The organism is Pseudoduganella danionis, from assembly GCF_009720775.1.
In the GTDB taxonomy this organism is placed as follows: domain Bacteria; phylum Pseudomonadota; class Gammaproteobacteria; order Burkholderiales; family Burkholderiaceae_D; genus Rugamonas; species Rugamonas danionis.
In genome coordinates this window covers 501,383-526,791 of the sequence record NZ_WNKW01000001.1, presented here as the reverse complement: position 1 = coordinate 526,791, position 25,409 = coordinate 501,383, and the positions used below count along the sequence as shown (strand labels likewise).

At 62.9% G+C, this 25,409-nt stretch carries 20 protein-coding genes; 7 read left to right on the top strand and 13 right to left on the bottom strand.

The window, feature by feature from the left end:
* Positions 1-84: 84 nt before the first annotated feature.
* The gene (locus GM655_RS02355; protein ID WP_155433013.1) at positions 85-714 is read right to left on the bottom strand and encodes an FxDxF family PEP-CTERM protein; all 630 of its coding nucleotides are present in this window, start codon (positions 712-714) and stop codon (positions 85-87) included.
* Positions 715-904: 190 nt separating this feature from the next.
* On the bottom strand, positions 905-2,611 hold the full coding sequence (locus GM655_RS02350) for a DEAD/DEAH box helicase (protein WP_229632339.1): 1,707 nt from the start codon (positions 2,609-2,611) through the stop codon (positions 905-907).
* A 304-nt stretch (positions 2,612-2,915) separates the two neighbouring features.
* Here GM655_RS02350 and GM655_RS02345 point away from each other — a divergent pair, with 304 nt between their 5' ends.
* Positions 2,916-6,020, top strand: a complete 3,105-nt coding sequence (locus GM655_RS02345) for a diguanylate cyclase (RefSeq protein WP_155433012.1) — start codon at positions 2,916-2,918, stop codon at positions 6,018-6,020.
* A 7-nt stretch (positions 6,021-6,027) separates the two neighbouring features.
* Positions 6,028-6,270, top strand: a complete 243-nt coding sequence (locus GM655_RS02340; RefSeq protein ID WP_155433011.1) for an oxidoreductase-like domain-containing protein — start codon at positions 6,028-6,030, stop codon at positions 6,268-6,270.
* 11 nt (positions 6,271-6,281) lie between these two features.
* Here GM655_RS02340 and GM655_RS02335 read toward each other — a convergent pair whose 3' ends face one another.
* Both GM655_RS02335 and GM655_RS02330 read right to left on the bottom strand, forming a co-directional pair.
* Entirely contained in the window at positions 6,282-7,982 is a 1,701-nt protein-coding gene (locus tag GM655_RS02335) for an alkaline phosphatase family protein (RefSeq protein ID WP_155433010.1), read from the bottom strand.
* Entirely contained in the window at positions 7,982-10,225 is a 2,244-nt protein-coding gene (locus tag GM655_RS02330) for a TonB-dependent receptor (protein WP_155433009.1), read from the bottom strand. The genes GM655_RS02335 and GM655_RS02330 overlap by 1 nt, the downstream gene beginning before the upstream one ends.
* 161 nt (positions 10,226-10,386) lie before the next feature.
* On the opposite strand from GM655_RS02330, the gene GM655_RS02325 reads away from it, so the two are divergent.
* Positions 10,387-11,730 carry an NRAMP family divalent metal transporter gene (locus tag GM655_RS02325; protein WP_155433008.1) on the top strand — a complete coding sequence of 448 codons (1,344 nt, stop codon included), beginning with the start codon at positions 10,387-10,389 and terminating at the stop codon, positions 11,728-11,730.
* Between the two features lie 25 nt (positions 11,731-11,755).
* Positions 11,756-12,085, top strand: coding sequence for a hypothetical protein (locus tag GM655_RS02320; protein WP_229632338.1), 330 nt, complete (start codon positions 11,756-11,758; stop codon positions 12,083-12,085).
* Between the two features lie 14 nt (positions 12,086-12,099).
* Here GM655_RS02320 and GM655_RS02315 read toward each other — a convergent pair whose 3' ends face one another.
* Both GM655_RS02315 and GM655_RS02310 read right to left on the bottom strand, forming a co-directional pair.
* Positions 12,100-14,322 (bottom strand): putative bifunctional diguanylate cyclase/phosphodiesterase, encoded by a 2,223-nt coding sequence (locus GM655_RS02315; protein WP_155433007.1) that lies wholly within the window; start codon positions 14,320-14,322, stop codon positions 12,100-12,102.
* A 234-nt stretch (positions 14,323-14,556) separates the two neighbouring features.
* Entirely contained in the window at positions 14,557-15,162 is a 606-nt protein-coding gene (locus GM655_RS02310; RefSeq protein WP_155433006.1) for a LysE/ArgO family amino acid transporter, read from the bottom strand.
* A gap of 85 nt (positions 15,163-15,247) precedes the next feature.
* Between GM655_RS02310 and GM655_RS02305 the strand changes: the two genes are divergently transcribed.
* Positions 15,248-16,150 carry a LysR family transcriptional regulator ArgP gene (locus tag GM655_RS02305; RefSeq protein WP_155433005.1) on the top strand — a complete coding sequence of 301 codons (903 nt, stop codon included), beginning with the start codon at positions 15,248-15,250 and terminating at the stop codon, positions 16,148-16,150.
* Here the strand turns inward: GM655_RS02305 and GM655_RS02300 are convergent.
* Both GM655_RS02300 and GM655_RS02295 read right to left on the bottom strand, forming a co-directional pair.
* The gene (locus GM655_RS02300; RefSeq protein ID WP_155433004.1) at positions 16,147-17,151 is read right to left on the bottom strand and encodes a class I SAM-dependent methyltransferase; all 1,005 of its coding nucleotides are present in this window, start codon (positions 17,149-17,151) and stop codon (positions 16,147-16,149) included. The two genes, GM655_RS02305 and GM655_RS02300, sit on opposite strands and share 4 nt — an antisense overlap.
* A 2-nt stretch (positions 17,152-17,153) precedes the next feature.
* Positions 17,154-17,516, bottom strand: coding sequence for a DUF5710 domain-containing protein (locus tag GM655_RS02295; protein WP_155433003.1), 363 nt, complete (start codon positions 17,514-17,516; stop codon positions 17,154-17,156).
* Between the two features lie 163 nt (positions 17,517-17,679).
* On the opposite strand from GM655_RS02295, the gene GM655_RS02290 reads away from it, so the two are divergent.
* Together GM655_RS02290 and GM655_RS02285 are read left to right on the top strand one after the other, a co-directional pair.
* The gene (locus GM655_RS02290; protein ID WP_155433002.1) at positions 17,680-18,294 is read left to right on the top strand and encodes a hypothetical protein; all 615 of its coding nucleotides are present in this window, start codon (positions 17,680-17,682) and stop codon (positions 18,292-18,294) included.
* 93 nt (positions 18,295-18,387) lie between these two features.
* On the top strand, positions 18,388-19,098 hold the full coding sequence (locus GM655_RS02285; protein ID WP_155433001.1) for a lysoplasmalogenase: 711 nt from the start codon (positions 18,388-18,390) through the stop codon (positions 19,096-19,098).
* On the opposite strand, the gene GM655_RS02280 is transcribed toward GM655_RS02285, so the two are convergent.
* Genes GM655_RS02280 through GM655_RS02260 form a run of 5 tightly spaced genes read right to left on the bottom strand, consistent with a single transcriptional unit; the run spans position 19,011 to position 25,312 of the window.
* On the bottom strand, positions 19,011-20,657 hold the full coding sequence (locus GM655_RS02280) for a Na/Pi symporter (RefSeq protein ID WP_155433000.1): 1,647 nt from the start codon (positions 20,655-20,657) through the stop codon (positions 19,011-19,013). The genes GM655_RS02285 and GM655_RS02280 overlap by 88 nt on opposite strands.
* 26 nt (positions 20,658-20,683) lie before the next feature.
* Positions 20,684-21,034 carry an STAS domain-containing protein gene (locus GM655_RS02275; protein ID WP_155432999.1) on the bottom strand — a complete coding sequence of 117 codons (351 nt, stop codon included), beginning with the start codon at positions 21,032-21,034 and terminating at the stop codon, positions 20,684-20,686.
* Positions 21,035-21,078: 44 nt separating this feature from the next.
* Positions 21,079-23,490: an ATP-binding SpoIIE family protein phosphatase gene (locus GM655_RS02270; protein WP_155432998.1), complete on the bottom strand. Its 2,412-nt coding sequence runs from the start codon at positions 23,488-23,490 to the stop codon at positions 21,079-21,081.
* 12 nt (positions 23,491-23,502) lie between these two features.
* The gene (locus GM655_RS02265) at positions 23,503-23,928 is read right to left on the bottom strand and encodes a phosphate ABC transporter substrate-binding protein (RefSeq protein WP_155432997.1); all 426 of its coding nucleotides are present in this window, start codon (positions 23,926-23,928) and stop codon (positions 23,503-23,505) included.
* 10 nt (positions 23,929-23,938) lie between these two features.
* On the bottom strand, positions 23,939-25,312 hold the full coding sequence (locus GM655_RS02260) for a hypothetical protein (protein ID WP_155432996.1): 1,374 nt from the start codon (positions 25,310-25,312) through the stop codon (positions 23,939-23,941).
* Between the last annotated feature and the right edge of the window lie 97 nt (positions 25,313-25,409).

The window sequence follows — 25,409 nt, the reverse complement described above, 5'->3', positions numbered from 1 at the left end:
CGTGCCCGGCCAAAAAAAACGCGCTGCGGGTGGTGACACCCGTCAGCGCGTTGCTTGCCAGCGCCGCTGTTCAGCGGCCGCAGCTTAGGCCTTGCGTGCTTTGCGGCGAGCCACAGCACCCACCAGGGCCAGACCGGCCAGCAGCATGCCATAGGTTTCTGGCTCAGGTATCGGAGCCGCAACCAGCGACACCTTGTCCAGCGAGGTACCGTAGGAATCACTGATACCAGCGGCCTTGAAGATCAGCTTGTTCGAGCCCCTGCCCGCTACCAGATCCACCGTCTGCACCGTCCAGTCAGCGGCATTGGTGTATTCGGCCACCTTGGAGCCATTCCACCACACTTGCAAACCTTGCGAATCGGCGGCCACACCGGCACGGTCAGCCATTGCGAAGCTCAGCGTGTAGTGCTTGCCGGCGCTCAGGCCGGTAACCGCCTGCCACATGCTGCTATTGCGGTTGGTGTCCAGTTCGACGAAATTGTTGCCATCGTAGGCAGAGCCAGCCACGCGATTACGCACTTCGATACCGTAATCGATACCGTGCCAGCCATCGATGTTGTTGTAGGTGCTCCAGTTGCCGCTGCTCAGGGTCTGGCCGCCGGTCAGGGTTTCAAAGCTGCCGTTGGTGATCAGTTCGACCGGAGCGGCATGCGCCTGACCAGCAACGAGAGCGGCAACAACAGCAGCAGACTTAGCGATGGTGATAAAGCGCATGATTTTCCCTTTTAGTTGAAATTTGTAAACAATAATTTCTTATTGGATATTTGAAGTATATCGCCACAAAATTGATCTGTCTACAAATTTCGATTCCAAATTGAAAATAATGTTGTCTTGGAGAATTTCTTTTCAGGCAAAAAAAATGCCGCTCGGTTTAGAGAGCGGCATGGATTGAGTAGGGAACGGACTAGCTGCGCGGGACACCGCCGAGCAGGAAGGCCAGCTTCTGCTTGGGTTTGGGCGCACTCGGCGCCGCCGCGCTCAGCGTCGCCGTGCTGGCCGGTGCCAGTGCCTTGGCAGGCTCGTAAGGCTTGAGGAACCATGGATCGACTTTTTCACGGCGCGGTACAAACGTGCTGCTGCCCGTACGCGGTGCGACGCGTTCGCCGGAGCGGCTGCTGCTGCTGCGCGGCGCATCGTCGCGGCGGCCACGGCGTTCGCCGCGCTCCTCGCCCGCATAGGCAGGCGCCGGATTGAAGCCGGCCAGATCGCCACGCTTGATGGTCTGCTTGATGAGTTTTTCGATATCGGCCAGCAGACGCTCGTCCTTGTCCGAATAAATCGACAGCGCATCGCCGGAAGCACCCGCACGGCCGGTACGGCCAATACGGTGCACATAGTCTTCCGCGTTATATGGCAGATCGTAGTTGATCACGCACGGCAGGTCGGAAATATCCAGACCACGGGCGGCCACGTCGGTGGCGACCAGAATATCGATCTCGCCCTTCTTGAACGCGTCCAGCGCCGCCATACGCTCCTGCTGGCTCTTGTCGCCGTGGATGGCGACGGCTTTCATGCCTTCCTGCTCCAGCCCGCGGGCCAGACGCGAAGCGCCTATCTTGGTATTCGAGAAGATGATTACCTGCTTCAGCTCGCGCTGGCGCAGCAGATGTGCAGTCAGCGCATGTTTCTGGTTCTCGGCCACTTTGTACACCACCTGCGTCACCTTGTCGGCGGTCTGGTTGCTGCGCGCCACTTCGATGGTGACCGGCTGGTTCAGGAAGGTGTTGGCCAGCTTCTTGATTTCCGGCGAGAAGGTGGCGGAGAACATCAGGTTCTGGCGCTTGGCCGGCAGCAGGTTGATGATGCGCTGCAGGTCGGGCAGGAAGCCCATGTCCAGCATGCGGTCGGCTTCGTCCATCACCAGCATCTGCACCTGATTCAGCGCGATATTCTTTTGCTCGACGTGGTCGAGCAGACGGCCCGGGGTGGCAATCACGATTTCCACGCCATTGCGCAGGATTACGGTCTGCGGCTTCATGTCCATGCCGCCGAACACCACGGTCGAGCGCAGCGGCGTATGCTTGGCATAGGCCTGCACGTTTTCCGCCACCTGCACGGCCAGTTCGCGCGTCGGCGTGAGGATCAGCGCGCGCACAGGGTGGCGCGCCGGCGAAGTGCTGTGGCTCGCGTGGGCCAGCAGCATCTGGATAATCGGCAGCGAGAAGCTGGCCGTCTTGCCGGTGCCCGTCTGGGCGGCGCCCATCACATCGCGGCCTTGCAGCAGCACGGGTATGGCTTGCGCCTGGATAGGCGTCGGGTGTTCATAGCCCTGCTCGGTCAGCGCACGCTGGATCAGCGGCGACAGGCCGAAGTCGGAGAAACGTACGCCGGCCGGTGCTGCTGGTGCTGGCTCGGCTGACACAGGGGCCACCTCAGGGGCCGCTGAGGTGGCAGCAGCGGCGACTGCCGCAACTGCGGTGCCGGCAACTTCGCTGGCTACGGTAACTTCGCTAACAACTTCGACAGCCACTGCCACAGCGGCAGGAGCGACTTCAACCGCGACCGCTGCCTCGACGGCCGCTTCAACGGCCATCGCAGGCTCAACGGTAACAGGCACACTGGCCAGAACTGGCTCGGACACGGTCGGGGTGAAATGTTGGGTTTCGGACATAATGTGGGTGGCGGCCCTACGGCGGGCAGCCCAGCTTTCTTCAATTAACAACGTGTTTGCGCGGCCGGCCCGGCGCTACTGGACAACCTGGAGGAAGTGCGGAACAACCGGCGGAGCGGTAATGCGGTGAGCACGATACTATAAGCGCCGTAAACTATACCCTAAATTGCGGCAACTGCGCGAAAAACCGTCAGTTTACGCCAATTTCATTGCATCAATGGCATGTATAATAGTCATTCTACTCAGATACCAATTAATGTTTAGCACGGCGCGTGGCTGCTTGCGCCGTTCACGGAAAATCAACATGCCTGACCTAGCAACAGCCTTGCGCCGCGCTCTGCGGCTATTCCTTTTTGTCTGCACCGTCTTCAGCATTCTGCCCGCCGCCGATCTGGCGGCCGCCCCCGTTCCTTCGCTGCGCTTCAAGAAGCTCGGTCCGCTCGACGGCGACGAACCGTCCATGCTGTCGCTGCTGCAGGACCGCAAGGGCTTTATCTGGATAGGTACGCATACCAATGGCCTGTACCGCTACAACGGCTATCAGGCAGTCAAATACATCAACATCCCCGGCGATCCGCACAGCCTGCCCCATGACCGCGTGTCGGCCATCTACGAAGACAAGCAGGGCTTTATCTGGGCCGGCACCCAGAACGGGCTGGCCCGCTTCAATCCCGACACCAACAACTTCACCACCTACGCGCCCAGCGGCAAGGCGCCCAAGAACCACCGCATCATCAAGAACATCATTTCCGATGGCAAGGATGGCATGTGGGTGGGTAGCTGGGGCGGGCTGCAGCATTTCAACCCGGCCAACGGCAAGTTCACCGTCTACGCCCACGAGGACGACAATCCCGATAGTCTGGCCAGCAATGACCTGAATGCGCTGGCACTCGATAGCCGCGGCGGCGTCTGGATAGGCACCTGGCCCGGCGGGCTAGACTATCTGGCACCCGGCAGCAGCCGCTTCCAGCACCATCAGGTCGACCCCAACCCCGTGCCCGATGCGCGCGTCAACATTGTGCGCGCCTTGCAGTTCGACCGCAGCGGCGCGCTGTGGATAGGTACGGAATCGGGCGTAATCCGCTGGGATGGCAAGAGCGACTGGAGCAGCCGCCAGGCCATCGCTTCGCCTTACAGCCGCATCACCAATTTCAATCTGGACGACAAGGGCACGCTATGGTGCACCACGCTGTCGGCCGGCCTGCTGCGCTGGAACGACGCCACGGCCAGCTTCGACCAGTTCGTGCACGCGGCCGATGACCCGTATAGCCTGCCCGGCGACAATCTGCGCGCCGTGCTGCAGGACCGCGCCGGCATGCTGTGGATCGCCTCGTTCACGGACGGCATCAGCCTTGCCAATCTGAACAGCGAAGGCTTTACGCGCCATGTGCCGTTCCGCATCGATAGCCGTTCCGGTCCGGCCAGCAATGCCTTGCTGAGTCTGGCGCGAGCGCCGGGCGGGCGCGTCTGGCTGGGCGGCAACGTAGGCATGAGCTTGTACGATCCGGCCACCAGCACGGTGATCCGCACCTACCACGCGGACGACAAGACCAAAGGCAAACTGAGCCACTCCATCATCTACAGCATGTATCAGGACGTGGCCAGCAAAGGCCCGCTGTGGCTGGGCACGTCCAACGGCCTGAACCGCCTCGACACGCCGGACAGCCCGTTCCAGGTCATCCACTTCGGCAATACTGCTAGCGACTACATCAACGCCATCGCGCCCGGCGCGGCTGGCATGCTGTGGCTGGCCACGGGCAATAGCCTGATCCGCTACGACCCCAAAACGGATGCGCGCAAAATCTACTACAACGATCCGAAAGACCCCACCACGCGCGCCGTGAATGGCACCTCGGCCGTACTCGAAGACCGTCAGGGCCGCGTCTGGGCTGGTTCGGAATGGAATGGCGGCGGCCTCGACCTGCTCGACCCGGCCACCGGCAAATTCCGCCACTTCCGCCACAACAGCAAGGACGCCGCCAGCCTGAGCGACGACAACATCGCCAGCCTGCACGAAGATGCGCAGGGCCGCATCTGGGTCGGCACCAGCAAGGGCCTGGATCTGGTGCAGTTCAAGGGTGATGGCACGGTCAGCTTCAAGTCCTACGCGGCCGCCATGCGCGCACCGAAGATTCTCGCCATCGAACACGATAGCGAAGGCCGCATCTGGTGTTCCACCATCGCCGGCCTGTACCGGCTCGATCCGGCCACAGGCCAGGTAGCCCGCTTCACAGCCTCGGACGGCCTGACGGAAGGCTTTACCGTCAACTCCTCCACCACCGATGAAAAAGGCGTGCTGTACTTCGGCGGCGTGCACGGCATGACGGCCGTCACACCAGCCAATGTGCGTACCAGTTCGCGCCCGCCGCAGGTAGCCATCACCGACATCACCGTATTCAACCACTCGCTGCAGGATGGCAAACCGGGCGAGAACGTCAAGGCCGAAGGCCCTGTCACCTCGCCCACTGCGCTGACCCTGTCGGCGCAGGCCTCGGTGTTTTCGATCGAATTCGCCGCCCTGCACTACACCGAGCCCTCGCTCAACCGCTATGCCTACCAGCTAGATGGCTTTGATCAGGACTGGGTGGAAACCGATGCGGCCCACCGTAGCGCCAGCTATACCAACCTCAATCCGGGCCGCTACACTTTCCGCGTCAAGGCGGCCAACCATCTGGGCGTATGGAATCCCGAGCCGGCCACGCTGGAAGTGACGATCACGCCGCCGTTCTGGCAGCGCTGGTGGTTCCGCGCCGGCCTGATTGCGCTGGTGGTCAGCACCTTGCTGCTGCTGTATAAAGTGCGCATCAGCCGTCTGACGCGCCATCAGGCCAAGCTGGAACAATTGGTCACGGCACGCACGGCAGAACTGGAAGAATCCAACCGCAAGCTGGCCGCCCTGACCACCACCGACGGTCTGACGGGCGTCAGCAACCGCCGCGGTTTCGATCTGGCGCTGGAGACGGAATGGCGCCGCGCGGCCCGCACCGGCCAGACGCTGGCCCTGACCATGCTCGACGTCGACTACTTCAAAAAATACAACGACCACTACGGCCACCTGGCCGGCGATAGCGCGCTGCGCACCGTGGCCGATCTGATCACCAGCCATGGCCGGCGTACCTCCGATCTGGTAGCGCGCTATGGCGGCGAGGAGTTTGCGTTGCTTGCCGCAGCCACCGATGCCACCGATGCCTACGGCACGGCACAAGCCATCTGTGCCGAACTGGCACGCCGCCAGTTGCCGCACGTGGCCTCGCCGTTTGGCGTGATGACCATCAGCATAGGCGTGGCCGCCATCGTGCCCAGCGAGGACAGCACGCCGGACCAGCTAGTGCAGATGGCCGACCGCGCCCTCTATCGCGCCAAGGAAAAGGGCCGTAACATGGCGCTACTGGCCATGCCACCTGTTTGAGGAATAGATGTCTGAAGCACACCCACCTGTGATCCCACCGGCCACACTAAACCACGATCCGGAGCCGGAAGCACCGCAGCCGCCGGCACCGGGCGACTGCTGCCACAGCGGCTGCACTTTCTGCGTGGAAGACATGTATCAGGGCGAACTCGATCGCTACCGCGTGGCCCTGAAAGAATGGCAGAAACGCCAGAGCGCCGCGCAGCAGACTGCCGGCGACGCCCGGCCAGAAACACCGGCCGCTGGCTAATCATTGGCCGACTAGCGGCGGCTGCTGGAGAAATCGAACAGCGGCATCAAATCGCCTATCGCGGGACGGTTCAGCGGCACATACGGATCGGCCTTGCCGTGCACGGGATTGGGCAGATTGTCGCGGCTGCGTGCCGACAGCGGCGGCAGCGACCAGTTACGCTCGATGAATTTGGCGATCGACGCGTGATCGTAATAGGTGTGATCGACCACACCCTTTTTCGCCCACGGTGACACCGCAATCAGCGGTATGCGCGTACCGTCGCCGAAGAAATCTATAGGCTGCACATAGCCGGAATCGTAATAGCCGCCGCCTTCGTCGAACGTAATCAGGATAGCGGTATTCTTCCACAGCGCCGGATTGGCCTGGACGCGGTCGATCACACCGGCCACCAGTTCATCGAAACTGGTTTCCATGGCATAGCCGGGATGGCCGGAAATGCTGTCATACGGTGCGATGATGGACACGGCCGGGAAAGTGGCGGCATCTTTTACATCCACATAGAACTGCATCAGATCGACCAGCTTGGCCTTGTCCGGCCCCTGCATGGTGGAGCTGAAGAAGGTCGGCGTATCGCACATGCCGCAGTATTCCTTGTCCACCTTGATGCCGTCGTTACGGCCGCCGCTATACCACTTCCACGACACCGCGCCCGCCGTCAGCGCATCGCCGATATGCGGCATGGTCTGCGGCGGCAGCAGGAATTTGTCCGGCCCCAGTTCCAGCGCCTGCCCCATCGCCCCATAGGCCGGATCGAGGTTGTTGACCATGTAGTAGTGGCCCGCTGCGCAATTGCCGTCATTGAAGGCCTTGTAAGGCAGCGCCGCCAGCAACTGGCGGATACCGGCCACACCGGGCTGGCTGTCATCGGCACAGGCCACATAGGTGCCGCCACGGTAGCCGTCTTCCGTGTACCAGTTGTTGGTACCCGGCTGAGCATCAGGATTTTCGATCAGCTTGGCCGGCGGTATGGCCGGCTTGCCGTCTTCCAGATACACGCCCACATCAGCCGTGGCCAGCGCAAAGTAGTTGGCCGTAGTGCCGCCCATGATAGGCTGGTGATAATTGTCGGCGATCGCATACTGGTCGGCCAGCCGTTTGAACAGGGCGGCGTCGCCGCGCGCCATATTGTAGAAGCCCATGGCCACCCCGCCCTGCCCTGTGCGGCCGGGTGCCAGCGGGAAGGGATTGCTGGGGCCGGGGCCCGTCTGATCGCCGACCCAGACAAACAGATCGTTCTTACCGCCATTCACCTGCTGCCACATCTGGAAGAAGCGGTGGGTCGGGTCGCCCGTGTGGGCGCCATAGCCCACGTGATGGGTGATCTGGAACGGACCGTTAGGCAGGCTGGCCGGAAAACGCACATCCGGCACATCCTGACGCTGGCCGAAAGCACCGGCCGCCCACGGCTGCGGCAGCGTGGCATAGCTGCCCGTGACGGCCGGCGTAGGCGTGTAAGCGCCCGTCGACAGGCCCAGCTTCTGCGCTGCATCAGCAAAGCGTGGGCCCGGCGTGCCATCGAGATTGACGATCTTCTTCGACAGCAGGTTGGAGACAGTCTGCCCCCTGCGCGGCTGGTAGACCCCGTACAGATTATCGAAGGTCCGGTTCTCGCCGACCAGCACAATCACGTGCTCGATCGGCGTGGTGGCCGCTGCGGCGGCCGTAACGTTCAGCGCACCGCAGACCAGCGCCAGCAGGGGCGCCCGCATTACAGCTTGCCGTTCAGCGAAACGAAGACCTGGCGTGGGGCACCCGTCAGCATGCTCTGCAGGGTGTTGCTGGCATCGCTCGCGGTAAAGCCGTTGGTGCCGATCGAGCTCAGATACTTCTTGTCGAACAGGTTGGTGACGTTGGCTTGCAGCGTCAGGTCTTTCAAGCCACCCAGCGATTTCAGCTTGTAGCCAGCCGACAGATTGGCCAGCCAGAACGACGGTACGCTGGCATCGTTGGTGTAGGTGTAGTAGCGCTTGCCCGTGTACTTGGCACCGACGCGCGCGAACCAGCCCGCGTTTTCATACGAAGCTTCCGTGTTGAACAGCACGCGCGGCGCATCGACCACCTGCTTGCCGCTGACGGCCACCAGCGTCTTGCCGTCCATGTAATCCGATTTGTATTTCGAATCATTGAAAGTGGCCGAGTTGAACCAGCTCAGTTCACGGTTGATCTTCCATACGCCGATCGCTTCCACCCCTTTGGTATCGACCTTGCCCACGTTGACCAGCGTCGATGGGCAGCCAACGATGCCGGCGCAGGTGGCAACGCTCAATTGACGGTCGTCGAAGCGGGCGCTGTACACGGCCAGCGAGCCCTGTACGTCAGCGCGCTTGAAGCGGTAGCCCAGATCCAGATTGACCGAAGTTTCCGGTTTCAGTTTCGAGACGCCGGCATCGAACGCCACCTGGGTCTGCGAGAACGGACCGCTCACGCCCGGCTGGAACGCGCGCATGTTTTTCGAAGCCGAAGCAAACACTTCGTCGTCCTTGCTGATGGCGTAGTTGACGCCGGCCTGCGGCAGGAAGGATTTCTCGGCGCTCAGTTCACCGGCAGCGCGGTTGCCCACCAGATTGGTGGCCTTGATGGCTACGTCCATGCCCTTGAAGCCGGCGTTGAATTTCAACTGGCCGTCCATGGCGCTGAAGCTGTCCTGCAGGTAGTACTGCGAGGTGGTGGTGATGAAGTTCTGCTTCCAGTCAGTGCGGAAAGGCTTGGACAGGAACACCATGGTGTCGGCCGGACCGGTCACACCGTAGTAGTTACGGCTGGCCGTGTGGTTGCTGCGCTCGCCCCAGATACCGAAGTTGACGGTGTGGCTGCCCAGTTCCCACGTCAGGCTGCTGGTCACGCCATCGCGGCCTATCGAGTATTCGGTGGTACGCAGCGAAATCGGATTGGCGGCATCAGTCGGCACGTACGGGGTGTACCAGTGGCCCTGACCATCGTTGTCGTGGTGGTAGATGGTGCTGTTCAGGTTCACATGGCTGCCGAAGTTCAGGTCCAGCGTCAGGCCACCCAGCGTATCCTTGCGCAGGCCACCAGCCGAGTAGTAGGCATCATCCATGCTGTTCACGCCACCCGTGAACTTGCCGGCGGCAGCGTTCACAGCACGCTGCCAGTCGCCTTCATAGTTATCCCACTGGTAGCCCAGACGCTGCACCATTTCCGGCGACACGTCCTGATAATCGACTTCGCGGCGGTCGGAATAGTTGAGGAAGCCGGTCAGCTTGTTTTCGCCGAAGTTGAACACGAACTTGGAGTTCAACTGGTCCTGATTCTGGCCACCAGCGCCCTTGGTCTTGTCAGTGCGCTGACGCGTACCGCTCAAATAAGCTTTGGTCACGCCATTCAGCAAACCCGTATCGACGCGCGCAAAAGTACGCGAGGTGGAATCGCTGCCGAAGGTCTGGGCGAAGGTCAGGCCCAGTTCATCGTTAGGCATTTGCGAGAAGAACTGCACGGTGCCACCGAGGTTGCTGGTGGAAGCCGTGGCCAGTGCACCGGCGCCTTGCGACACGGTGACGCTGCCAATGTTTTCCGACGAAATCGCGCGGCTGATGTGCAGGCCGTTGTTGTTACCGTAGCTCATGTCGCCGAGCGGTACGCCATCGAGCGTAAAGCCGAGCTGGTTCTGGTTGAAGCCGCGCACGCTGAAGCGGGTCGACCATTCGTAGGCACCGAACGGATCAGCCGACTGGAAGTTCACGCCCGGCAGTTTCTCCAGCACTTTGAGTGCGCTGGTACCCGGCAGCGCTTCGGCCAGATCCGTCTTGTTGATGTTCTGGACCTGACGCGACTGGCCACGGCCAGTGATCTCTACGGTCTGGATAGGGCCAACTACGGCGCCGGCCAGATTGCTGTCGGCAGCTGCGTCGGCCGCCTCGCCTGCATAGGCGTGGCAAGCCAGCGCCTGCAGAACCAGCAGGCACAGAGGTTTCAGTGGGAAGCGCTGTTGCATGATTTTTCTTTCTTGTGAGTGAATGTAAGAGCGGTAGCAAACTAACTCGCAAGATTGTAGAAACAGCATGTGACGCGGCCATGACGCGGCCATGACAACTTTATGACAAGGTTTCTTCACCTCGGTTAGTATGCAGTACCGGATTTCCTTACACTCGCCTTATGTCCCAGCCTACCCCGCCCGACACTGAAGCTCCGCCAGCGACGCCCGCAGCGCAGGACAGTGCGCAAGCCAACGCTGCGCAGGCTCAGGGCGCCAGTAGCTGGCTCAGCAAACTGGGCCCCGGCCTGATCACGGGCGCGGCCGACGATGACCCCAGCGGCATCGCCACGTATTCGCAGGCTGGCGCCCAGTTCGGCCTGCAGATGCTGTGGACCGTGATCCTGACCCTGCCGCTGATGGTGGGCATACAGGCCATCAGCGCGCGCATCGGCCGCGTGAGCGGCGCGGGGCTGGCCACCAATATGCGGCGCCATCTGCCGCGCCCGCTGCTATACGCCATCGTCAGCCTGCTGCTGGTGGCCAATACCATCAACATCGCGGCCGATATTGCCGCCATGGGCCAGGCCGTCAGCCTGCTCACGGGCGGCCCCAGCCATTGGTATGCCGCCGCTGCGGGCTTGTTATCGCTGCTGCTGCAAGTGCTGCTGCCCTACCACCGCTACGTGCATGTGCTCAAGTGGCTGACGCTGGCCCTGTTTGCCTACGTGGCCACGGCCATCAGCCTGCAACTGCCATGGCTGCAGGTACTGCAGGCCATGGTCTGGCCCACGCTGTCGTGGCAGCCCGCCTATGTCACCACGGTAGTGGCCGTGTTCGGCACCACCATCAGTCCCTATCTATTCTTCTGGCAGGCGTCGCAGGAAGTGGAAGACTTGCGCGCCGATCCGCACGCCCATGCGCTCAAGCATGCGACCGAGCAGGCCCAGCCCCAGCTACAGCGCATCAAGGTCGATACCGTGATCGGCATGGGCTTTTCCAATCTGGTAGCGCTGTGCATCATGCTGACCACGGCCGCCACGCTGGGCGCGCACGGCATCACCGACATCAGTTCCTCGGCCCAGGCCGCGCAAGCCTTGCGCCCGATTGCCGGCGATTTCGCGTTTGCCCTGTTCAGTCTGGGCATCATCGGCACGGGTCTGCTGGCCGTGCCCGTACTGGCCGGATCGGCTGCCTATGCGATGGCGGGCGCCATGCACTGGCGCGGCAGTCTGGAACTGCAGTATGGCAGCGCGCGCAAGTTCTACGGCATCATCGCCGCCGCCACCCTGATCGGCACGGCGCTATGCTTCACCAGCATCGATCCTATCCGCGCGCTGTACTGGAGTGCCGTGGTGAATGGCGTGATTTCCGTACCCATCATGGTGGTGCTGATGCTGCTGGCATGCCGGCCGGCCGTGATGGGCACGCTGGTGATTTCGCGCCGCCTCACCGTGCTGGGCTGGCTGTGCACGGCCGTGATGGCCGTGGCCGTGGCGGCCATGCTGCTGACGATGGCTCTATAATGGCTGCTTCATACAGGGAGGGATTATGCTTCGTACCATCCGACTAGCGCTGTTGCTGCTCGCCGGTGCAGCCAGCCTGAGCGTGCAGGCTTTCGAGCGGCCCTTTCCCGCCCATGCCGTGCGCGGCAAAATGACGCCCGCCTATTTTCCCGAAGTGCTGATCGACGGCAAAGTGCGCCAGCTCGCGCCCTCGGCCCGCATCTTCAATCAGGAGAATCTGATCGAACTGCCGGCGGCCATACGCGGCAGCGATCTGGTGGTCAATTACACGGTCGATAACTGGGGCAATATCGACCGCATCTGGATACTGACGGCGGAAGAAGCAGCGCAAAAGCCGGCCGCCAGCAGCCGCTGACACCGGCGCGAACTTCAGGCGTCTTCGGCTACTTCGGCCACTGCAGCGGCCGATTTCAGGCGGCAGGCGAAGGCCGGCAGTTCATCGGCCGGTATCGGCAGCGAAATGTGATAGCCCTGCAGATGGTGGCAGCCGAGCTGACGCAAGATGCTGGCCTGCCCTGCCGTCTCCACGCCTTCGGCCACCAGTTGCAGCCCCAGGCTCTGGCCCATGGCGATAATCGCATGCACCAGATTGTTGCTGCGCTCGCTATGTTCGATATTCATCACGAAAGCGCGGTCTATCTTCAGCGTGTTGAGGTGGAACTGGGTCAGGTAACTCAGCGAGGAATAGCCGGTGCCGAAATCATCGAGCGAAATGCCCACACCCATGCCGCGCAACTGCGCCAGCACGCTTTGCACTTCGCCGCCGTTATCGATCAGCACCCGCTCCGTCAGCTCGAGCTCCAGCTGGCGTGGCGCCAGGCTGTTGCGCTCCAGCGCCTGCTGCACCAGCCCCACAAATGCGGGATCGGCTAGCTGCCATGCCGAGACATTGATGCTGACCGTGAGTTCGCCCAGCGCACCAGCCTTCCATACTCCAAGCTGACGGCAGGCTTCGTTCAGCACCCAGGTACCGATTTCCACAATCATGCCGCTGTCTTCGGCCACGGGGATGAAGCGGTCCGGCGCCACATTGCCGAGCGAAGCACTGTGCCAGCGCAGCAGCGCTTCCACCTTGGTCAGGGCGCCGCTGGCAGCGCTGGTAATGGCCTGATACACGAGACGGAACTCTTGCCCGGCAATTGCGCTGCGCAAAGCGCCATCGATGACCAGCGCATCCTTGGCGGCCGCATTCATCGCATCGTTAAAGAAGCGCACTTCGCCGCGTCCGCTTTTCTTGGCTACATACATGGCGATATCGGCATGCCGGATCAGCGTGGCGCCATCCATGCCGTGCTGCGGATAGCAGGCCACGCCCACGCTGGCCGACACGCCGATCACGTGGTGCGTCACGGTGAAACTGTTATCCATGGCCGCGACGATCTGCTCGGCGCAGGCGCGCGCCTGCTGCTCGGCAGTGCCGGCCGCCAGCTCGGGCAGCACGACGATGAACTCGTCGCCGCCGAAACGGGCCAGTACATCTTTCGTGCCCAGCACCGAATGCAGGCGGCGCGCAAACTGGCGCAGCAGCTCGTCGCCCACGGCATGGCCGAAAGAATCGTTGACGCGCTTGAACTTGTCGAGGTCGATGAACAGCACGGCACACTCGCAGTCACCGCTGCAGGCCAGCGTGACTTCTTCCTTGAGCCGGTTGGTGATGGCATGGCGGTTGAAATAGCCTGTCACGGGATCGATGTTGGCGGCCTTGCGCAGCAAATCATCCTTGCGCGTGCGCTCGCTGATATCGAGCAGTTGCACCAGACAATATAGCCGGCCCCGTTCTTCATACGGCGACGCCAGCAGCTCGACCGGCAGACGGCTGCCGTCATGCAACTGGAACATGGCCGTCTCCACCAGCGGATAGACGGCGCCGGGCGCCATGAAGCGCTGGAAGTATTCGTCGGCCATTTGCGGCGTCAGACCGGGCAGCAGATCGCTTACATGCTTGCCCACCAGATCGGCCGGTCCGGCAAAGCCCAGCAAGCGCGCGCAGCGCTCGTTGGCCACCTGCACATAGCCGCGCCGGTCGCGGATCAGGAAGCCGTTGCTCAGGCTATCGATGGTGCGCGCATAGCGCTGCTGGATTTCGTCCTGTACGGCATAGATCAGTCCCAGCATGCTCAGGGTCTTGAGCACGGTAGTGCCGACAAACCAGAACAGATACAGCTCCGGCCCCAGCGTGACGGAACTGAGCACATTGAAGACACCGCGCAGCAGCAGGGTAACGCCAAGGAACTGATAGCGGTTCTTGTTGCGGATCAGGCGCTGACCGCACCACACCATCACCACGCCGAGGATGGCAGCACTGCCGGGCGCCAGCAGGGATGGCATGGCATCCCATACCACGTAGCAAACCAGCGTGATGGCCAGCGCCACCGGCAGAATCCAGCGCTGCTGGGCACGATGCAATTCGCCGAGGAAGAATTTGGTACCGCTCCAGTAGCCCACCATGCCGGCCGCCAGCAGCGCGGCACACAGCGGAATACGCCAGGCTTCGGCCAGATAGCGGCCGCCGATAAACCACAGCACGATGCCGCTCATGACCGAGAGCTGGCCCAGCCCCCAGTACAGCGCATGCTTTTCCTTGCGCTGCATGAGCCATAGGAAAATCAGCAATGTGCTCAGAATGGCATCTGCCGCAAAAGCCGCAGCAATTGCTGAAAGATGGGAGTAACTACCGAGATCCGTGCTCATAAAGGAGGCCCTGCGATCTTGCGTCTCAACGTTCTAGGAATATTTATTCAGATCATTGTATGACGAAGTCCGGCAGCGGCGATACGGCAGAGCACGTCAACACGCAAGTTCTGTTGCCGATTAACACAGACGCTGTCACAGGAACAAGGAAATGGCCAGGCTCCACATCACCAGCGCGATCACCACATCGAGTATCTGCCACGCACGCGGACGGGCAAACACGGGCGTCAGATAGCGCGCAGCCAAGCCCAGGCTGCTAAACCACAGCAGCGAAGCCAGCATGGCGCCGGCCGCAAAATACCAGCGCCCCATGCCGGCCTGCTGGCCGCCTATGGAACCGAGCAGCACCACCGTATCCAGATACACATGGGGATTGAGCAAACTGAAAGCCAGCATGGCGGTCAGCACCGTGCGCCTGTCGGCTGCAGCCGTTTCCGCTCCGGCCTGCATGCTGCCCGGCTGCAGGGCCGAGCGGGCGGCGCGCCAGCCATACCAGCCCAGAAACGCCGCACCGGCGATCTTGATCAGCAACAGCAGAGCAGGCGCCTCGGTAATCAGCGCGCCCATGCCGGCCACGCCGGCACCTATCAGCACCACATCGCACAGCACGCAGATGGCCACGCAGCTCAGCACGAATTCACGCTTGAGCGCCTGCCGCAACAGATAGGCGTTTTGCGAACCGATCGCCACGATCAGGCTGCCGCCGAGTCCCATCCCCTTGAAAAAAGCCGTTGCCAGCATGGCTACCCCCTGTAGAAAACGCCAGCTTAAAGGGGGATGGAAGATAAGTATAATTAATAAAAATCACCAAATATTAGGAAAGCTAATGAAGCAGGTCGATTACCGCGGGCTGGCCGCGCTCGACGCCATCATCGAATATGGTAATTTCGACAAGGCCGCCACGGCGCTCGCGATTACCCAGTCTGCCGTTTCGCAGCGCCTGCGCATGCTGGAAAACAGCGCCGGCGAACTGCTGATCGTACGCAGCCAGCCGCCCGTGCCGACGGCGGCCGGCCAGCGCCTGATTGCCCATTACCGTCAGGTGCGCCTGCTCGAAGCCACGCTGCTGCAGACAGCACCGGGCAGCGCGCCCACGCCGGAAATCGCGCTTGCCGTGAATGCCGACAGCGCCGCCACCTGGCTGCAGGAAGCCCTGACCCCGCTGATGCTGCGCGGCGACTGCATGCTGCACATCCGCATGGACGATCAGGACCACACCCTGAGCATGCTACGCGAAGGCCGGGTGTTCGGCTGCGTCACCAGTGAAACGGCGCAGGTGGCGGGCACCTCGTCCACGCCGCTGGGGCGGATGCGCTATCTGTGCGTGGCCAGCCCCGCTTTTGCCCGGCGCTGGTTCGCGCAAGGCATGACAGCGCAAGCCGTGCAGCGTGCGCCGGTCATGATCTTCGACCGCAAGGATGCTCTGCAGTCGCGCTACATCGCCCAGTACACGGGTTATACGGGCGCCTTCCCGCACCATGCCTATGCCAGTTCGGATGGCTTCCTGCGTTTTGTCGCGGCCGGCTTCGGCTACGGCATGCTGCCCGTGCTGCAATGTGCCGACGGCCTGCGCGATGGCACGCTGGTCGACCTGACGCCGGGCCACTATCTCGACGTACCACTGATCTGGCACCGCTGGGATATCGATACGCCCTACACGCGCGCGCTGTCGCAGCAGATGATCGCAACGGCGCAGCGCTGGCTGCTGCAGGACAGCAGCCCGGCCTAGCGCGCCGCCAGTTCGGCCCGCATGCGCGCTTCCCACTCGGCCGCGTCGGGCTCATAGCTGGTGGCCGGCGGCGCACTGCCATCCCACTCGCCATAGCGCTGGTATAGATTGACGGCAGTCCAGGCCAGCGTACCGGCCGGATAGTGGTGCAGGATACGAAAAGCCGGATGGGATAGCGGATAGGTGGTGGTGCTGACCAGCGCACCGGGCTGCAGCTCGCTGGCCAGCTTGTGGGCCAGCGCCGGCATCAGTGCACCAAAGCAGGTACTGTAGAGGAACACCAGCGTGGCCGCGCGCACATCGACAGTGAACATATCGGCCTCGATGAAAGCCAGCCGCTGCGGCAGATCGAGCAGATGGGCCAGCGTGGCGCTGGCGCCGCCGGGCAACAGCAAAGGCTGATCGCGCTGCAACGGCTGCGGCAAACGCTGCAGTTGCTGCCGGTTCAGCGCCAGCAATTGCTGGCAGCGCTGCAGCGCCAGTTGGTGGCGGTAGGCTAGCAATTCCACGCCCACGCAGCGCTGGAACGGCAGGCTTAGTGCAGCCGTCATCACCACCTTGCCCAGGCCGCTACCGAGATCGACCATCAGCCCGCCCGGCGCCAGCAGCGGCGCGATCGCAGCAAAATAGCGCGCGAGTTCGTCCTGCTGCAGTTCGCCGTACACCATGCCGGCATCCTGCACCAGCCAGTCGCGCACTTCGGCATCGCTGATCTGCTCCAATGGGCGGAACTGCGGCAAGGCCGGGCTACGCGGCAGCATGCTATGCGGCAGCAGGCCGGGTGGCAGCGTACCGACGATCACGCCCGCATGGGGGCGCAAACGCTGCAGCAGATATTCATGCTGGCGCCGATCTTCCAGACAGGCGCGCAGCGCATAGCCTACTTCGATAAAGCGGATAAACGGCGCATCGGGCGCCAGCAGCAGGGCCGTACGCTGGTGCTGCTCGCCGCATTCGAGGGCAGCGTAGAGCGCAGCAAACAGCGCGGCGGCCGGTTCCATGTTCAGCGCACGGCTGACAGCAGCAACTGCCCCGCCTCGTCATGCGCGGCCTGCCAGCCCGATTCCTGCAGGCGTGGCGCACAATGGTCGCAGGCGGCGAAGGGATTGCACAGATGCTGCAGATCGATAAAGTGCTTGCCCACCACGGGCTTGCCGGCATAGCTATCAACCGTCACGGGATGGGAACGGGGCGTGACGGCCGCAATGGCCGGCACAAAATCGGCGCCGCCGGGTGGCAGCCAGCGTGCAAACGCTTCGGTCGGCTTCCCGTCAGGCACATACCACGACTTGCGCTCGCTATTCCAGCGTGCGCCGAGTGCCTTGGCTTCATCTTTTTCCGCGAACGGAACTTTTAAAAACATCATGACCACAACTCCTGTTGACTGCGCCATTCTACTCCTCCCGTGCCCCAGCCAGCAGCTAGCCGCGGCAAACAGCAGCAAGCAGCAGCAAGCAGCGACAACTACAGCAAACCGCGCCGTCCCCGTTACAATAGCGCTTTGCCTGCCCTACCCGCGTTACGCCACCATGTCCATCATCGAACCAATCACCCTCACCGTCGCCGAACTGGCTGCCCGCTGGCAGCAGAGCGAAGCGCAGATTCTGGCCAGCGGCCTGCCCATGTATTTCTACTTCGACGGGCTGGTGTTCGAATTCGGCGACAAATGGCACCGCCAGCATGGCGAACTGCAGGAAGCGCGCAACCTCGAAGCACAGCAGGCGCGCCAGAGCACCGTCGATCTGGACATCCAGCGCCAGAATCTGCACCGCCGCGGCCTGCTCAAGCTGACCCAGTGGGAAGCGCCGCTCGATGACGACGCGCTGGCAGCGCTGTATGCCGAGCAGGAGCACTTGATACAGGACATCAAGCGCCTGCAGGCACTGCTGAAAGACCGCAACGAAGAACGCCAGCGCCATGTGCGCAACGGCCTGCTGCGCGCCGCGCCGCGCACGCTGCGCGAGATCGCTGCACAGGGCCGCAGCGGTTTCCCCAACTTTGCCTTCATGCCGGCCAGCAGCGGCGCCGACGAAAAGATCAGTGCGGGCGCCGTGGTGGCGCTGGAAGACGGCTTCCCTGCCAAGACCAGCCTGACGGCGGCCGATCTGGTGATCTCCATGCACGATATCCGCAGCAAGGAATAAAGCGGCGCACTGGCGCATCTGGCGACGGACGCCAAGCTTGTGCTAGTCTTGCCCGGGTTTGCTGTGTCTACAGCCTTGATCGGGGATTACGCCATGCCAGTTTCTCGTCTACACCAGTACGCGATTGCCATCAGCGTTGCGCTGGCCATACTCGGCTCGACCTTGGGTGGCGCTGCCATCTGGCTGCACTACATCGCCAAGCCACTGGCCACCTTGCTGATTGCGGCGCTGGTGTGGCGCCATGCTACGCCGTCAACGTACGCCGCCTACCGGCGCGCGCTGCTGGCCGGGCTGGGATTTTCATGGCTGGGCGATGTGCTGCTGATGCTCCCGAAAAGCACGCTGGCACTGGGCTTTGAACTCGGCCTGGCCAGCTTCCTGCTGGCCCACCTGTGCTTTCTGCGCGCGCTCACGCGTGACGCGCGCTGGGCCCGTCCACTATGGCCGCTGCTATTCCTGCTGCTGATAGGCTGCGCCAATCTGGCCGTGCTGTGGCCCGGCATAGGCGCGGCCCTGCGTCCGCCCGTGCTGGCCTACATGCTGTGCCTGGTGGCGATGAGTGCACAAGCGATCGCGCGGGCACGCAGTCTGGCCACGCCGGCCAGCAGTCTGGCCGCGCTGGGCGGCCTGCTGTTTCTCAGTTCCGATACCCTGCTGGCGTATAACAAATTCTATGCACCGCTACCCGCTTCTGCCCTGCTGGTACTGGGCACCTACTATGCGGCGCTATACCTGCTGGCACGCTCGCTGCCTGCCGGCGCTGGCGCCGCGCTGTCCGGCCTGACGTCCAGCAGCAGCACATAGCGCCGTAGCAGCCACACGCTGCGCTCGAACAGGCCGGTAGCGGAAAACACGGCCTGCTGGATCTCGGCCGCGATGCCGCCACCCTGCATGCGGCGGCGGATGGCATCCATCAGTTCCGATCGGTCATGGGTCAGCATGCGCAGCATTTCCAGATCCGCTGCCGCCGGTGCGGCCGCCACTTCGGCCAGCGTTTCCAGCATCATGTGCAGGCTCTCCACCAGGCTATCAATCAAACCGCGTACTTCGCCCATGCGTACCGGATCGCCGATGGCCTGATCGAGTTCCGCCAGCGCTTCCTGCAGATTGTTGAGCAGCTGGTTGCGGTCACGCAGCACGATGGTCTGTTCCAGCACTTCGCGGCTGTGATTGCGGTCGGCCAGCTCGGTCAGGAAGACATCGCATTCGCGGATCACATTGCCCTCTGCCGCCCGCAGGATGTGGGCAGCCGGGCTGCTGCTGTACACATCCTCGCGCAGCGCATCGAGATAAGTGGGCAGACTGGCCAGCAAGCGTTGCTGCTCCTTTTCCACCAGCAGCAGCGCCGTCTCTGGCTCCACCAGCGCTTCATCGTTAATGTAATGGGGCCGTCCCAGCGTCTCTTCCACCGACGGTGGTGCCAGTTGTTCCAGCCATTGCAGCACAGGAGCGCGCAAGGCCCGCATGGCCAGATCGGACGCGATCTGCAGCAGCAGATAGATGGCGGCCAACTGGCCCGAAGGCCCCAGCCCCAGCTGCTGCATACCATGCTCCGCCAGCCGCTGCCCGCTCAGCCAGTCGACCGTCAGCAGCGTCATCATCACGGTCACGCCGCTGGCCTTGAGCGTGACCTGATACAGCACGAGCTGGCGCGCACTGCCGGTCAGCTTGCCCGTCATCGACAGCGTGGCCAGGCCCGAGCCCAGCCCTGCACCCAGCACGATCATGGCACCGCTGCTGAACGGCAGCAGACCGGCAGCGGCCATCGCCATGGCCACCACCGTCACCGTGGGCGAGGATTGCACCAGCGCCGCGATCAGCGTGCCGATGGCAAAGCTCAGCAGGGGGTACTGCCCGGCCACCTGCATGGCGTCCTTCAGCCACAGGGTGTGCTTGAGGATGGCGGAGCCGGACTTGATGAAGTCTATACCGAGAAACAGCAAGCCCAGTCCGAGCAAGGCACCGATGGCATGGCGGTAACGCGCCGACTGGTCCAGATTCAGGTAATAGGTGGTACCCGTGATCCCTATCAGCAGCAGGATCAGCCAGTGCATATTCAGCGTGGCCATCAGGATCAGCACCGAGGTGCCCAGATTGGCCCAGCTAATCACGGGGAAGGCGCGGCGCTTGTCGATGGCACCCGCGCTGACCAGCGCCACCATCACGAAGGTGACGGCATTCAGGCTCTGGATGATGGCGCCGGCCAGCAGGCCTAATAGCGCCACCGAACCATTCCCGGCCAGCACACGCGTGATCAGCACGCGCATGCGCCGCCCTATGAGCTGCTTGACGTTGTTGCTCAACAGGCGGATGCCGATGAAAAACAGCCCCAGTCCGGCGAAGATGCTGGCAAAAATATCCATGCGGGTTCAGTCGGCGTGCGTGAGTTTCAGGTGCTGGCGCGCAGCTGGTTAAGCGCCGCAGCGCTATCGTCGGCCACATCGAGGATGCGCAGAAAACCGCTGATCTCGAACACATCGCGCACCTGCTGCTGCAGGCTGCACAGCACCAGCGCGCCCTGACTCTGCTTGGCGCGCTTGGCTGCCATCAGCACCACGCGCAAGCCGGCACTGGAAATATAGTCGAGCGCACTGAAGTCCATCAGCACGCGGCTGGCCGGCTGGTTGAACAGGTCTTGCAGCGGCTTTTCGAAACCGCTGGCCGTGGCACTATCGAGCCGGCCGTTCAGGCGTACGGCAGTGGCGCCATCGAGTTGGGAGATGTCGTATTGGAAGCTCATGGTAGGTCCTGGTCTAGTCGTCGGGTCGGAGATGTTTGCGCGTGTCAGGTGCGCAGGGTTTTCAGCAGCACGATCAGGTTGCCGCTGCCATCGAAGTAGGCGCGCGCATCGTCCATCAGAGTCTTCACCAGATGCACGCCCAGGCCGCCGATAGGACGGGCTTCGAGATCGCCATCCAGGTCAGGTGGCGGCGCTTCGGCAAACGGATCGAACGGCGGCGCATCGTCCTTGAGGATGATCTCCAGCCATTCGTCGGAAATGCTCATGCGGACATGGATCACCCGGTCCGGCGCACTGTGCAGGCCATACTGTATGGTGTTGGTCACCAGCTCTTCCAGACACAGATTGGCGGCGAATGCCAGATCGCTGCGGTCGGCCAGCGCTGTGCTGACGGCTTCCGCCAACTGGGCGATTTCTTCCAGCCGCGACGGCAGGTCATATTCGAGCAGCAGGCGTTTGTTATGCAGCACGATAGGTGTTGTATCCATCAGGGGGACTCCCGGTTTTCGTCTGAGCACCAGACAGGTCAGATCATCGGACGCTTCCGCGCCATTTACGAAGCTGGCGACATCGCGCACCAGACTGGCTACCGTCACCGCCGCGCTGCTGGCGGCACTGGCAGCAAACCATGCCATCAAACGCTGTTCGCCATACGCTTCGCCGGTATCGGCGAAAGCTTCCGTCACGCCATCGGTGTACAGCAGCAGCGCTTCACCGGCTGCCAGCGCGGCATGCTGATCGGTGTATTCCAGCCCCGGCATCCAGCCCAGCGCCACATCCATCATGCAGGGCAAGGCCGCCACCGTGCCATCGCTCTGGCGCCGCAGCGGCGGCGGATGGCCGGCACTGGCATATACCAGCGAGCCATCCTGCGGATCGTAGATGGCATAACAGGCCGTGACGAACAACTCCATGGGATTGCGTTCGCACAGCAGCTCGTTGGCAGCAGCCAGCACGCGCGCAGGCGCATCGCCCGTCATGGCCAGATCGAGCAGTACCGTGCGCGAAACGGCCATGAAGAAGGCTGCCCCCACGCCCTTGCCGGAGACGTCGGCCACCAGCACGCCGCAGCGGCCATCGGCCAGCGGGAAGCAGTCGTAGAAATCGCCGCCCAGTTCGCGCGCCGGATACATGGCGGCATGCACGGCCCAGTCATCTTCGGCCGGGAAGTGCTGCGGCAGTATGGCCTGCTGCATGGCCCGTGCCAGATCCAGCTCTTCCTGCACGCGCTCGCCGGCCGCGCGCAAGGCTTCGTTCTTTTCCGCCAGCTCCCAGGTACGCGCCGCCACCTGCTCTTCCAGCTCGCGTTCGCGCGATTCGTTCTGCTCTCGCACCACTTCGAGCAGACCGGCAAATTCGCTGGCCACGGTATTAAAGTTATTCGCCACCAGCACCAGTTCGTCGCGCGTATCGACATGGATGCGGGTATCGAGCCGGCCGGCGCAGAACGATTCCGTGCCTTCCGACAGGCTGCGTAGCGAACGCAGGGTGGAAAGATAGATGCCGGCGAACAGATAGGCGATGGCGGCAATCACGGCCACCAGTATCAGCGCCACGATCAGCTGCGACTGCTGCAGGCGGGCGATGCGCAGCGCCAGAAAAGCGTCGGCATCGCCGGCCGTGGCTTCCAGCAGTTCGCGCGCGGCCTGCAGATTGTCGGTGGCCAGTGCGCGCAGTTCGTTGATGCTGGCCGGCGCATCCAGCGTCTTGTCGGCTGCGTCCTGCTGGCGCGCGATATTTGCCAGGAACTGGCTGAGCGGCGTTTGCAGCCGCGTGGCCGGCTGGTGCAGCGCCGCCAGTTGCGACAGCCCGGCCTTGAGATTGGCCACCGATTCGCTCAGCACCACCTGTGCGCCCAGCGCATACGAAGCCATGTCATCGGAATTGAAGGTCAGTGCATCCTGCTGGCGCGCCAGCGTTTCAGCCACCAGCGGCAGGCGGTTGGCCAGCATGTCGAAGGTGGCATCGAGTTCACCATCCACGTTCAGCCGGTGGGTGCGCGCATCCTCGCGCATCAGCGCCAGCACGGCATTGATGCTGCCCGTCAGCGCGACAAAGCGCTGGCGCCGGTCGCCCGACTGGGCTATCCCCTGCACCTGTTGCCAGCTACTGCGTAGCCGTGCGGCTGCCTCCTTGGCGGCGCCACGATATTCTGCATGCAGCAGTTGCAGCATGTTCGCTTCCAGCGCCTGCCAGTCCGGCCGGTCCAGCGGTGCCAGCACGGCAGCGCTGCGTGCATTCACCAGCGCATACAGCACCTGGGCCTGGGCACGGTAAGCCACCAGGCCTTCGCGTTCGCTGCGCGCCAGTTCGATATCGCTGCCTGCCTTGCGCAGCAAGGGAGTGCATAGCAGGGCCAGTGCCAGCAGCACCACCGCGCCGATCAGCGCGTACTTGCGCTTGAAGCTCAGGCGGTTGGACAGCCAGACGGTGGGAGCCAGAAAGTGACTCAGCATGGGATTGCGCAATCAGGGCGAGGTTTCAAGTACGACTTTCAGGGCCGGCGCTACCTGCTTCTTGTGAATGTAGCCGATGGCGCCGGGCGTGGCTTGGACCAGTTTGCTCACCTCTTCGGCACTGTCGGCCTGCCTGGGCGGGAAGCCCATGCCGGTAAAGCTTTGGCGCGCCCAGTAGGCGCGCACCTGGCCGGCGCTACGCCCCGTGACCTTGCTATAGAACTCGGCGCGCAGCGGCGCGCCTTCACGGATATCGATGGGCTGCACCGGCTTGCCATCAGGCCAGGTCTGCACCTGCTTGAGGAACATCTGGGTGGCCTGATCGGAATTGATTTTTTCGACGGCAGTATCGCGGTTGACCACCACCACGACCTGCGCCTGGGCCCAGCTGCAGGCCAGCAGCAGGCAACTGATCAGAGAGTACTGTGCTATGCGCATGATGCGACCTTCAGAAAACGAAATCGAGCGACACGGTGAACAGGTTCACGGTCGGACGGATGGGCAGGCGGGACACGGCAAAGTAGCCGGGCGAGTAGGCGCCGGGCGTCTGCAGGTGGTCGTACTGCAGCTTGAGCGCCATATTGCCGCGGAAGTCGTAGCGTACGCCGGCACTGATGGAACGGGTCGACAGATCGGCATAGCGCGCAGCCTGATCCAGCCCCCCTTTGAGCTGGGCCAGCCCGCCATCGAGCATGGGATCGAGCCCGGTAGGTGCCAGCGCCGAAGTATCGAGCGCCGGACTGGCGCGGCGCTGGCGCGCCAGCGATACATACGGCGTGAATTCATCGAAGCTGCGCGCCACGGTGAACTGGTAGCCATGGTATTTGCCCACCATGGCCGAGCGCGAATCGAGCCGCGTGGCTTCGCCCAGCAGGCGCCAGTCGCCCGCATTCGCATCGAAGCCCACGCTGGTGTACAGCGGCCGGCTATCGAACGGCGCGGCCAGCGCACGTATGCTCTGGGCACGCGCCTGCAGTCCGGCCGCCAGCGCTGGCGGCAGATAGGGGTTGGCAGCGCTGGCCTGCAGCGCCCCGGCCAGTTGCGCCGTTGCGCCATTGATCTGGCTGACCTGAGCCGAGCGCATGGTGTAACTGCCGATCACGCTATGCGACGCACGCAGGATCAGATTGGGCAGGGTGGCACTGACGGCCAGCCCGCGGATATTGCGCAAGCTGGCATCGGCCGCCTGCACGGGGTCGAGATTATAGAAGCGGTGGCGGTAATCGGACTGGCCGTAATAGGCCTGCGCCAGCAGCGCGGTGTCGCCGATATTGTGGCGCCATTGCAGGTCGGCTCCGTCCAGCGAGGCCACGCTGTTGACGGTGCCATACAGCGGCAGTGCAGGACGCGCCATCAGATAGGCGTAGCCGATTTCCACCACGTCCGAGTCGAAATACAGCGGGCTGCGGATGCGCCCTGCACGCACGGCGAAGTCATTGCTGATCTGCTGGCGCAGATAGGCCATGCGCAGTTCGGGCGATAGGTCGTCACCGGCGCGCACCACGCCCTGCAGCACGAACGCCGTGTTGGCGCCAGCCTGCCACTCGAGCTGCAAGCCCAGTACAGAATCCAGATTGGCCGACCAGCCCTGCCCGGCCGGACGTTTCTGCGCACTCGAGAAGATCGCGCCGGCATCACTGTTATCGTTGTGTGTGATGCCCAGCGTACCGAAGCCGGACAGGCGCAGCGCCGCTGGTGCATCGTTAGCAGAATTAGCCGCATTAGCCGCTTCGTCGGCGCGGGCAGCCGCCAGCGCACTGGCCAGCAGCAAGGCCAGCGCCAGCGCCTGACGGCGTGGAGTAGTCAGAGAAAAATAGGTCATCGCGCTTGCAGTCCGTAGTGATTCGAAGCAGGCCACGCCATCACGCGCGCCCGCTGCCAACGCAGCCCGCCAGAGCGCTACGTCACTTGATGATAAA

Excerpts from the sequence above, each read along its gene's own strand:
- GM655_RS02345 (WP_155433012.1), top strand. The coding sequence starts at position 2,916 with ATGCCTGACCTAGCAACAGCCTTGCGCCGCGCTCTGCGGCTATTCCTT.
- GM655_RS02325 (WP_155433008.1), top strand. The coding sequence starts at position 10,387 with ATGTCCCAGCCTACCCCGCCCGACACTGAAGCTCCGCCAGCGACGCCC.
- GM655_RS02260 (WP_155432996.1), bottom strand. The coding sequence starts at position 25,312 with ATGACCTATTTTTCTCTGACTACTCCACGCCGTCAGGCGCTGGCGCTG.
- GM655_RS02330 (WP_155433009.1), bottom strand. The coding sequence starts at position 10,225 with ATGCAACAGCGCTTCCCACTGAAACCTCTGTGCCTGCTGGTTCTGCAG.
- GM655_RS02335 (WP_155433010.1), bottom strand. The coding sequence starts at position 7,982 with ATGCGGGCGCCCCTGCTGGCGCTGGTCTGCGGTGCGCTGAACGTTACG.
- GM655_RS02295 (WP_155433003.1), bottom strand. The coding sequence starts at position 17,516 with ATGATGTTTTTAAAAGTTCCGTTCGCGGAAAAAGATGAAGCCAAGGCA.
- GM655_RS02290 (WP_155433002.1), top strand. The coding sequence starts at position 17,680 with ATGTCCATCATCGAACCAATCACCCTCACCGTCGCCGAACTGGCTGCC.
- GM655_RS02265 (WP_155432997.1), bottom strand. The coding sequence starts at position 23,928 with ATGCGCATAGCACAGTACTCTCTGATCAGTTGCCTGCTGCTGGCCTGC.
- GM655_RS02350 (WP_229632339.1), bottom strand. The coding sequence starts at position 2,611 with ATGTCCGAAACCCAACATTTCACCCCGACCGTGTCCGAGCCAGTTCTG.
- GM655_RS02270 (WP_155432998.1), bottom strand. The coding sequence starts at position 23,490 with ATGCTGAGTCACTTTCTGGCTCCCACCGTCTGGCTGTCCAACCGCCTG.
- GM655_RS02285 (WP_155433001.1), top strand. The coding sequence starts at position 18,388 with ATGCCAGTTTCTCGTCTACACCAGTACGCGATTGCCATCAGCGTTGCG.
- GM655_RS02275 (WP_155432999.1), bottom strand. The coding sequence starts at position 21,034 with ATGAGCTTCCAATACGACATCTCCCAACTCGATGGCGCCACTGCCGTA.
- GM655_RS02300 (WP_155433004.1), bottom strand. The coding sequence starts at position 17,151 with ATGGAACCGGCCGCCGCGCTGTTTGCTGCGCTCTACGCTGCCCTCGAA.
- GM655_RS02340 (WP_155433011.1), top strand. The coding sequence starts at position 6,028 with ATGTCTGAAGCACACCCACCTGTGATCCCACCGGCCACACTAAACCAC.
- GM655_RS02320 (WP_229632338.1), top strand. The coding sequence starts at position 11,756 with ATGCTTCGTACCATCCGACTAGCGCTGTTGCTGCTCGCCGGTGCAGCC.
- GM655_RS02355 (WP_155433013.1), bottom strand. The coding sequence starts at position 714 with ATGCGCTTTATCACCATCGCTAAGTCTGCTGCTGTTGTTGCCGCTCTC.
- GM655_RS02305 (WP_155433005.1), top strand. The coding sequence starts at position 15,248 with ATGAAGCAGGTCGATTACCGCGGGCTGGCCGCGCTCGACGCCATCATC.
- GM655_RS02310 (WP_155433006.1), bottom strand. The coding sequence starts at position 15,162 with ATGCTGGCAACGGCTTTTTTCAAGGGGATGGGACTCGGCGGCAGCCTG.
- GM655_RS02280 (WP_155433000.1), bottom strand. The coding sequence starts at position 20,657 with ATGGATATTTTTGCCAGCATCTTCGCCGGACTGGGGCTGTTTTTCATC.
- GM655_RS02315 (WP_155433007.1), bottom strand. The coding sequence starts at position 14,322 with ATGCAGCGCAAGGAAAAGCATGCGCTGTACTGGGGGCTGGGCCAGCTC.